This window comes from Pseudomonas sp. FW507-12TSA (assembly GCF_058781435.1).
The window spans coordinates 36,593-45,524 of the sequence record NZ_JBYSWT010000045.1; the positions used below are offsets into that span (position 1 = coordinate 36,593).

Annotated in this window: 10 protein-coding genes; 3 read left to right on the top strand and 7 right to left on the bottom strand. The window is 61.0% G+C overall.

Features of this window, described 5'->3' with window-relative positions:
* Positions 1 to 3 precede the first annotated feature (3 nt).
* On the bottom strand, positions 4 to 948 hold the full coding sequence (gene ribF / locus AC3WK8_RS30070) for a bifunctional riboflavin kinase/FAD synthetase (protein ID WP_178088061.1): 945 nt from the start codon (positions 946 to 948) through the stop codon (positions 4 to 6).
* Between the two features lie 129 nt (positions 949 to 1,077).
* On the bottom strand, positions 1,078 to 2,616 hold the full coding sequence (murJ, locus tag AC3WK8_RS30075; protein ID WP_085597044.1) for a murein biosynthesis integral membrane protein MurJ: 1,539 nt from the start codon (positions 2,614 to 2,616) through the stop codon (positions 1,078 to 1,080).
* 251 nt (positions 2,617 to 2,867) lie between these two features.
* Between murJ and rpsT the strand changes: the two genes are divergently transcribed.
* Positions 2,868 to 3,146 carry a 30S ribosomal protein S20 gene (rpsT, locus tag AC3WK8_RS30080; protein ID WP_009050949.1) on the top strand — a complete coding sequence of 93 codons (279 nt, stop codon included), beginning with the start codon at positions 2,868 to 2,870 and terminating at the stop codon, positions 3,144 to 3,146.
* A gap of 111 nt (positions 3,147 to 3,257) precedes the next feature.
* Here rpsT and AC3WK8_RS30085 read toward each other — a convergent pair whose 3' ends face one another.
* The 5 genes from AC3WK8_RS30085 to rplU all read right to left on the bottom strand — a co-directional run bounded on the left by AC3WK8_RS30085 (position 3,258) and on the right by rplU (position 7,065).
* Positions 3,258 to 3,719: a CreA family protein gene (locus AC3WK8_RS30085; protein WP_022641089.1), complete on the bottom strand. Its 462-nt coding sequence runs from the start codon at positions 3,717 to 3,719 to the stop codon at positions 3,258 to 3,260.
* 20 nt (positions 3,720 to 3,739) lie between these two features.
* Positions 3,740 to 4,858, bottom strand: coding sequence for a glutamate 5-kinase (gene proB, locus AC3WK8_RS30090; RefSeq protein ID WP_053134652.1), 1,119 nt, complete (start codon positions 4,856 to 4,858; stop codon positions 3,740 to 3,742).
* Between the two features lie 185 nt (positions 4,859 to 5,043).
* The gene (gene cgtA, locus AC3WK8_RS30095) at positions 5,044 to 6,267 is read right to left on the bottom strand and encodes an Obg family GTPase CgtA (protein ID WP_031320559.1); all 1,224 of its coding nucleotides are present in this window, start codon (positions 6,265 to 6,267) and stop codon (positions 5,044 to 5,046) included.
* A 193-nt stretch (positions 6,268 to 6,460) separates the two neighbouring features.
* Complete coding sequence (rpmA, locus tag AC3WK8_RS30100; protein WP_003228360.1) at positions 6,461 to 6,718, bottom strand: 50S ribosomal protein L27; 258 nt, start codon at positions 6,716 to 6,718, stop codon at positions 6,461 to 6,463.
* A 35-nt stretch (positions 6,719 to 6,753) separates the two neighbouring features.
* Positions 6,754 to 7,065 (bottom strand): 50S ribosomal protein L21, encoded by a 312-nt coding sequence (rplU, locus tag AC3WK8_RS30105; RefSeq protein ID WP_003228361.1) that lies wholly within the window; start codon positions 7,063 to 7,065, stop codon positions 6,754 to 6,756.
* A gap of 380 nt (positions 7,066 to 7,445) precedes the next feature.
* Between rplU and AC3WK8_RS30110 the strand changes: the two genes are divergently transcribed.
* Both AC3WK8_RS30110 and AC3WK8_RS30115 read left to right on the top strand, forming a co-directional pair.
* The gene (locus tag AC3WK8_RS30110; protein WP_053134658.1) at positions 7,446 to 8,414 is read left to right on the top strand and encodes a polyprenyl synthetase family protein; all 969 of its coding nucleotides are present in this window, start codon (positions 7,446 to 7,448) and stop codon (positions 8,412 to 8,414) included.
* A 121-nt stretch (positions 8,415 to 8,535) separates the two neighbouring features.
* A complete protein-coding gene (locus tag AC3WK8_RS30115; RefSeq protein ID WP_103326380.1) occupies positions 8,536 to 8,877 on the top strand; it encodes a zinc ribbon domain-containing protein YjdM in 342 nt (113 codons plus the stop codon).
* Positions 8,878 to 8,932: the final 55 nt, after the last annotated feature.

An 8,932-nucleotide genomic window follows, 5' to 3' on the forward strand; every position in this document is an offset into this window, starting at 1 on the left:
TCATTAGCGATTGGCGCTATGGATACGTGCAACTTGGGCACGGGCGGCGGCAACATCCGCATTGATCGCCGTCTTCAACGCCTCCAGGGAGGCGAAACGCTGCTCTTCACGCAGCTTTTGGTGGAAAACCACCGTCAAACGCCGGTCGTACAGGTCACCGGCAAAATCTAGAAGGTGAATCTCCAGGTGGGCCTTGCCATCACCTGCGACCGTGGGCCGGACGCCGATGTTGGCGACTCCGGACCAGGCCTGGCCATCGATATCGACACTGACCAGGTAAACCCCGGAAAGCGGTACGCGACGGCGTTTCAACTGCACGTTGGCAGTGGGGGTGCCCAGCTGGCGCGCCAGCTTCTGCCCATGCAGGACCCGACCGGCAATCCGGAAGGGGCGACCGAGCAGACGCTCGGCAAGATCGAAATCGGCAGCGGCCAGGGCATTGCGGACCTGGGTGCTGCTGATGCGCAACCCATCCATTTCCACAGTGCGGGCCGCTTCTACGGTGAATCCGTGGGTCGCACCGGCCTGCTGCAGGAACTCGAAGTCGCCGACCCGGTCGCAACCGAAGCGGAAGTCGTCACCGACCTCCAGGTGCCGCACACCCAGGCCATCCACCAGGATTCGCTCGACGAACTCGCTGGCACTGAGCTTGCTCAGGCGCTGGTTGAACGCCAGGCACAAAACCCGGTCGACCCCGGCTTGCGCCAGCAATTGCAGCTTGTCCCGCAGGCGGGTCAGGCGCGCTGGAGCGGTTTCGGGAGAAAAGAACTCACGCGGCTGCGGTTCGAAAATCACCACGCAGCTGGGTACGCCCAACTCGAGCGCACGCTCACGCAGCCGGTCCAGGATAGCCTGGTGACCACGGTGAACACCGTCAAAGTTGCCAATAGTGGCGACGCAGCCCCGATGCTGGGGGCGCAGATTGTGAAGGCCTCGAACCAGCTGCATAACGCGCTTCTTGCTCATAAAGTGGCCGATTATAACCACACCGGGCGGCTGACGACAGGCAGCACCGCAACCCAAAGTGATCGAACCGACAAAACCTGTGTCCACCCTGCTGCGACGACCGGATCCTCGTCAGCCCAGGGCCTTGCGATTGAAATCCCGCAGGCGGAAGCCCTGCAGGGCCAGCATGCCGAAATAGGCCACCACGCCGGCTACCACCAGTGCCCCCAGGCGCAGGAAACGCTGGAGCATATGCCCCTCGTCCCAGGCTGGCATGTAGTGCATCGCACCCAGCAGCACCGCCGACATGACCACCACGGCAACCAGCAACTTGAGGATGAACATCCCCCACCCTGGCTGCGGCTGGAACATCCGCTGCTTGCGCAGCTGGTAGAACAGCAGGCCGGCGTTGATGCAAGCCCCGCCACTGATGGCCAGGGCCAGCCCGGCATGCTTCAGGGGGCCGATCAGCGCCAGGTTCAACAACTGGGTGACCACCAGGGTGAAGATGGCGATTTTCACCGGGGTCCGGATGTTCTGCTGGGCATAGAAGCCCGGAGCCAGCACCTTGATCATGATGATGCCCAGCAAACCGATTGCGTAAGCCACCAGCGCCCGCTGGGTCATGGATGCGTCGAAGGCGCTGAACTCACCGTACTGGAACAACGATACCGTCAACGGCTCGGCCAGGATCCCCAGCGCCAGGGAGCAAGGCAGCACCAGGATGAAGCACAGGCGCAGCCCCCAATCGAGAATTCGCGAATACTCATGACGATCCTTGCTGGCATAGGTCTTGGCCAGGGTCGGCAACAGGATGGTCCCCAGCGCCACGCCCAGCACTCCGGACGGCAGCTCCATGAGCCGGTCGGCGTAGTACATCCAGGAGACCGAGCCAGCCACCAGGAACGAGGCGAAGATCGTGTTGATGATCAGCGAGATCTGGCTCACGGACACCCCGAGGATCGCCGGCAGCATCTGCTTCAGCACTCGCCAGACCCCGGTATCGCGCAGGTTGAGGCGTGGCAGCACGAGCATGCCGATCTTCTTCAGGTGCGGCAGCTGGTACAACAACTGTGCCAGGCCACCGGCCAGTACCGCCCAGCCCAGGGCCATCACCGGCGGATCGAAATACGGCGTGAGGAACACCGCGAAGATGATCATGCTGACATTGAGCAGGGTCGGCACGAAGGCCGGTACCGAGAAGCGGTTCCAGGTATTGAGGATGGCTCCGGCCAGGGATGAGAGGGAGATCAGCAATATATAAGGAAAGGTCACCCGCAACAGGTCCGCGGTCAGGGCGAACTTTTCCGGGGAATCGACGAACCCCGGCGCCGTGGCCCAGATGACCCAGGGCGCAGCGATCATTCCCAGGGCCGTGACCAAAGCCAGCACCAGGGTCAGCAAGCCGGATACGTAGGCGATGAAGGTGCGCGTCGCCTCTTCGCCCTGCTGGGTCTTGTATTCCGCCAGGATCGGTACGAAAGCCTGGGAGAACGCTCCCTCGGCGAAGATCCGTCGCAGCAGGTTGGGCAGCTTGAAGGCGATGAAGAAGGCGTCCGTGGCCATGCCGGCACCAAAGGTGCGCGCGATGATGGTGTCGCGCACGAAGCCCAGCACGCGGGAAAGCATCGTGATAGAGCTGACGGCGGCCAACGACTTGAGCAGATTCATGAAAAGGTTTGTGCCTTGTAGATAAACAGTGGGCGAAAAGGCGCCCACTTGTGCGATACTCCGCGCCGCAACAGCACAGAGCCAAAGCTCGCGAGTTTACAGGTCAAGCGCCGGAAATAAATATCCCGCCTCTACAGATCGACCACTCAGCGGAACGCATCAGCTGCCCTTGACAACACACCAACTCATCGGCATGATTCGCGGCCTATTTTGTTTGCTATTTCCCAAAAAGTCTTTCGAGGAGCTCGACGGTGGCCAACTCACCTTCCGCCAAAAAACGTGCAAAACAGGCTGAGAAGCGTCGCAGCCACAACGCCAGCCTGCGTTCCATGGTTCGTACCTACATCAAGAACGTAGTTAAAGCCATCGACGCAAAAGACGCCGAAAAAGCGCAAGCCGCTTACGTTCTGGCCGTGCCAGTTATCGACCGCATGGCCGATAAAGGCATCATCCACAAGAACAAAGCTGCTCGCCATAAAGGCCGCCTGAATGGCCACATCAAGGCTCTGAAGCTCGCTGCTGCAGCCTAAGCGACACGCTTGTTGAAAAACCGACCCAAGGGTCGGTTTTTTATTGCCTGCGATTTACCCCGCCCAGCGAGCCAACCCAGCATTCACCGGGCCGACCCACCAGCGATCAGATCACTGATGCGACCACGGCAGGATCGGAATCGCCGTCACCGCATTCTGCGGACTACCCTCGATCAACCGGTCGCTGTAGACCAGGTACACCAGGGTATTGCGCTTCTTGTCGAGAAATCGCACCACCTGCATGGTCTTGAACACCAGCGAGGTGCGCTCCTTGAATACTTCCTCGCCATCCTTCAGATCACCCTTGAAGGCGATCGGCCCGACCTGGCGACAGGCAATCGAGGCCTCGGCCCGATCCTCGGCCAAACCCAGGCCACCCTTGAGACCACCCGTCTTGGCTCGCGACAGATAACAGGTGACGCCATCGACCTTGGGATCATCGAACGCCTCGACCACGATCCGATCATTCGGCCCGACGAACTTGAAAACCGTGGACACCTGGCCAATTTCCTCGGCCGACACCATGAACGGCATCACCAAGAACAAACCCAACAATCCCTTTGCCATGCGCATGCGTTTTTTCCTTATGCCACTCAAACCAGAATCAGATTGTCACGATGGACCAGCTCCGGCTCAGCCATGTAGCCCAGCACACCGACAATCGCATCGGAAGGCTGGCCGATGATCTTCTGCGCCTCCAAGGCGCTGTAGTTGGCCAAGCCGCGGGCGATCTCGCGCCCGTCAGGCGCCACGCAGACCACCATCTCGCCGCGCCGGAAGCCGCCCTGGACCTGCTTGACCCCCACCGGCAACAAGCTCTTGCGCCCTTCGGACAGAGCGGACACTGCGCCCTCGTCCAGCACCAGGGTGCCACGGGTTTGCAAATGACCGGCCAGCCACTGCTTGCGCGCAGCCAACATGCCGCGCTCCGGAGACAGCAAGGTACCAATGCGCTCGCCCGCCTTCAGCCGATCCAGCACCCGTTCCAGGCGCCCACCGACGATGATGGTGTGCGCCCCGGAACGCGCCGCCAGACGCGCCGCACGCAGCTTGGTCTGCATACCGCCACGCCCCAGGGCACCGCCAGTACCGCCAGCCACCGCATCCAGGGCCGGATCATCGGCTCGCGCCTCGTAGATCAGCTGGGCGTCTGGATTGCTGCGCGGGTCGGCATCGAACATGCCATCGCGATCGGTCAGGATCACCAGCAGGTCAGCCTCCACCAGATTGGCCACCAGCGCCGCCAGGGTATCGTTATCGCCAAAACGGATTTCATCGGTGACCACGGTGTCGTTCTCGTTGATCACCGGGATCACCTTGAGCTCGACCAATGCCCGCAGGGTACTGCGCGCATTGAGGTAACGCTTGCGATCCGACAGGTCGTCATGGGTCAGGAGGATTTGCGCGGTATGCCGGCCATGCTCGGCGAAGCTCGACTCCCAGGCCTGCACCAGCCCCATCTGGCCAATGGCCGCCGCCGCCTGCAGCTCATGCATCGCACTCGGTCGTGCGGTCCAGCCCAGGCGGCTCATGCCAGCAGCAACAGCACCGGAAGATACCAGCACCAATTCGACACCAGCCTCATGCAAGGCCACCATCTGCTCGACCCATACTCCCATTGCCGCACGATCCAGCCCTTTGCCGTCCGCCGTCAGCAACGCGCTACCGATCTTCACGACCCAGCGCTGTGCACCCGTCACCTTGCTCCGCATCTCATTCAACCTTTGCCAGCGAGCGGCGCGACCGAGCGCCACTCATGGGGTTATTCGTATTTACGCCGTGCAGACACCAAAACGCCGCTCAGGTGAGCGGCGCATTGAAAGCTGGCCCGGCAGCGATGATAACACCGCACCAAGCCAGATAAACCGTCTTCGCGGGCAAGCCCGCCAACGATGAATCAGTCGCGAACGTAGATGATTTCCGGGCCATCCTCGTCATCCACATCTTCCTCGTCCCAGTCATCGTCGCCGATGTCGTGGACGCTCTTCACGCCAGTGCGGCGCAGGGCCCGCTGGTCATCCAGGGCCTGCAGCTGGGCACGCGCCTCATCTTCGATGCGCTGATCCAGCTCGGCCAGCTCATCGGCAAAGGCCGGGTCAGCCGCCAGGCGATCAGCACGATCCTCCAGGTACCGCATGATGTCGCGGCTCAGGCGCTCGGTACCCTCTTTGGAGATGGCCGAGATCACATACACAGGACCGGTCCACTCCAGACGCTCGACAACCTCCTTGACCCGCTCCTCCTGCTCCTCCTCGAGAAGCATGTCGCTCTTGTTCAGCACCAGCCAGCGCTCGCGCTCAGCCAGGGACGGACTGAACTTCATCAGCTCGTTGACGATCACCTCAGCAGCATCGGCAGGGCTGCTCTCATCCAGCGGCGCCATGTCCACCAGATGCAGCAGGATCCGCGTACGCGCCAAGTGCTTGAGGAAGCGAATCCCCAGGCCGGCACCATCGGAAGCCCCTTCGATCAGACCAGGAATGTCGGCGATCACGAAGCTCTTCCAGCGATCGACGCTGACCACGCCCAGGTTCGGCACCAGGGTCGTGAACGGATAGTCGGCGACTTTCGGCTTGGCTGCGGAAACCGAACGGATGAAGGTGCTCTTGCCGGCATTCGGCAAGCCCAGCAGGCCAACGTCCGCCAGCACCTTCAACTCCAACTTGAGGTCACGCTGCTCGCCCGGCTTGCCCGGCGTAGTCTGGCGCGGCGCACGGTTGGTACTGGACTTGAAGCGAGTGTTACCCAGGCCGTGCCAACCACCCTGCACCACCATCAGGCGCTGGCCCGCCTTGGTCAGGTCGCCAATGACCTCCTGGGTGCCAGCATCGATCACAGTGGTACCAACCGGAACCCGCAACTCCAGGTCCTCACCTTTCTTGCCAGTGCAATCGGTGCTGCCGCCATTGGAGCCACGCTCGGCATCGAAATGACGGGTGTAGCGATAGTCCACCAGGGTATTGAGGTTCTCGTCGGCGACCATGAAGATCGAGCCGCCATCACCACCATCACCACCGTTGGGACCACCGTTCTCGATGAACTTTTCGCGACGGAAACTCATGCAACCATTGCCGCCGTCGCCAGCCTTTACTCGGATCGAAACTTCATCAACAAACTTCATGATCAAACGCCTCTCGCCGCATGGGCGAGCTGAAAAAACCAAGACATAAGACTCTTGCAAAAATGAGCGCAGCGGCCTCAATCAACGACCGAAATTCCAACGCTGGCAGCCCGTACAAACAGCTTTGCAAGAGACTCATCCCACAAACGAAAAAGCCCCGTCGCGAGACAGGGCTTTTCCAGCGATCGCGCAATTAAGCTGCGACGACGCTCACGTAACGACGACCGAAGGCGCCTTTTACTTCAAACTTGATCACGCCTTCGATTTTCGCGAACAGGGTGTGATCTTTACCCATGCCAACGCCGTAGCCAGCGTGGAATTGGGTGCCGCGCTGACGCACGATGATGTTGCCGGCCTTGATGACCTGGCCGCCATACATCTTCACGCCAAGGCGTTTGGCTTCTGAGTCGCGACCGTTACGGGTACTACCACCAGCTTTTTTGTGTGCCATGAGTTCAATTCTCCTAGTGAGGAATTAGGCTGAAATTAAGCCTGAATACCGGTGATTTTGATCTCGGTGAACCACTGGCGGTGGCCCATACGCTTCATGTGGTGCTTACGGCGACGGAACTTGATGATGCGGACTTTATCGTGACGACCTTGGGAGATCACTTCAGCCTTGACGGTTGCGCCAGCAACAACAGGTGCGCCGATGTTCACGTCGTCGCCATTGGCGACCAACAGAACGCGGTCAAAAGTCACGGATTCGCCAGTGGCGACTTCCAGTTTTTCGATCTTCAGGTATTCACCTTCAGCGACCTTGTATTGCTTACCGCCGGTAACGATTACTGCGTACATGGTATTTCTCCGATAATCCTGCTCACCCAGCTCTTAATAGGAAGAGGTATTGGCTGGCATGGCTGCTTGGGGCTGGAACGGCCCTGTGCAATTGCGTAAGGCAGGTGCTGCCCAGGAAGTTCAGGGTGCGCGATTGTACGCAAGGCACAATTGCCTTGCAAGTGCCGCTCAGGCGGCGCGAGGCGGAATCACGGGGCCCCGCGGACGGGAGGAACAACTGCCTGTGGTCAGGTTTTCATGGCAAACCATGACCATTAACCTAGTGTTCTACCCTGACAAATTAACGCCCGCCGGGGCTTTGGCTACCCGGGAAGGCGCCTTGACACCTGGGGACGCGGGTCCTAGCATGCCGCGCATCCCTTCTGGAGCACCTGTCACTGATGCAACCCCAAGCTTTCTACCGCGCGGTGGCGGAAGATTTTAACGCCGTCGACGGCATCATCAAGAAGCAACTGACGTCCCGCGTACCGCTGGTCTCGAAAATCGGTGACTACATTACGTCAGCCGGCGGCAAGCGCCTGCGCCCCTTGCTGGTGCTGCTGTGCGGCAAGGCCCTGGGCCGCGAAGGCGAAGAGCTGCGCCTGCTGGCCGCCACCATCGAGTTCCTGCACACCGCTACCCTGCTGCATGACGATGTGGTCGACATGTCCGGCATGCGCCGTGGCCGCTCCACCGCCAATGCCATGTGGGGCAATGCGCCCAGCGTATTGGTGGGTGACTTCCTCTATTCCCGCTCCTTCGAGATGATGGTCGAACTGGGTTCGATGCCGGTCATGCGCATCCTGTCCCAGGCTACCCGGGTCATCGCCGAAGGCGAAGTCCTGCAGCTGTCCAAGGTGCGCGACGCCAGCACCACTGAAGAAACCTACATGGAAGTCATCCGCGGCAAGACCGCGATGCTCTTCGAAGCCTCGACCCACAGCGCCGCGGCCCTGGCCGGCGCCACACCGGAACAGGCCGAGGCCTTGCGAACCTTCGGCGACCACCTGGGCGTGGCCTTCCAACTGGTCGACGACCTGCTGGACTATCGCGGTGACGCCGAGACCCTGGGCAAGAACGTGGGCGACGACCTGGCGGAAGGCAAGCCTACGCTGCCGCTGATCTACACCATGCGCGAAGGCACCCCGGAACAGGCCGCCCTGGTTCGCCAGGCGATCCAGAAAGGCGGGATTGAGGACCTGGAAAGCATCCGCAATGCCGTCGAAGCCTCGGGCTCCCTGGACTACACCGCGCAACTGGCTCGCGACTACGTCGCTCGCGCCATCGCCTGCCTGGAAGCCCTGCCGGCAAGCGAGTATCGCGACGCCCTGGTGGAACTGAGCGAGTTCGCCGTCGCCCGTACCCACTGACAGGCTCCCGGCCCCTGCCTGCAGCAGGGCCCGGCTCCGTTCCACAGCCCTGCTCGCCCCTCTGTGCGGCAAAACCCTGTACAATGTGCGCCTTTAGCCATCCTGACCTTGAGGAGCTTAAGTGAGCACTTTGCCACCCTGCCCAAAATGCAATTCCGAATACACCTATGAGGACGGCATCCAGCTGATCTGCCCCGAGTGCGCCCATGAGTGGTCCGCCGGCGGCGAAGCCGAAGCCGTATCCGCTGAAACTGTGAAGAAGGATTCGGTGGGCAACGTGTTGCAAGACGGCGACACCATCACCGTGATCAAGGACCTCAAGGTCAAGGGCACCTCGCTGGTAGTCAAGGTCGGCACCAAGGTCAAGAACATCCGCCTGTGCGATGGGGACCATGACATCGACTGCAAGATCGACGGTATCGGTCCGATGAAACTCAAGTCCGAGTTCGTCCGTAAAGTCTGAATCCCTTCCCTCTCGCGCCCGGCGCGAGAGGGCCCCCCCCCGCCACACCCCAGTG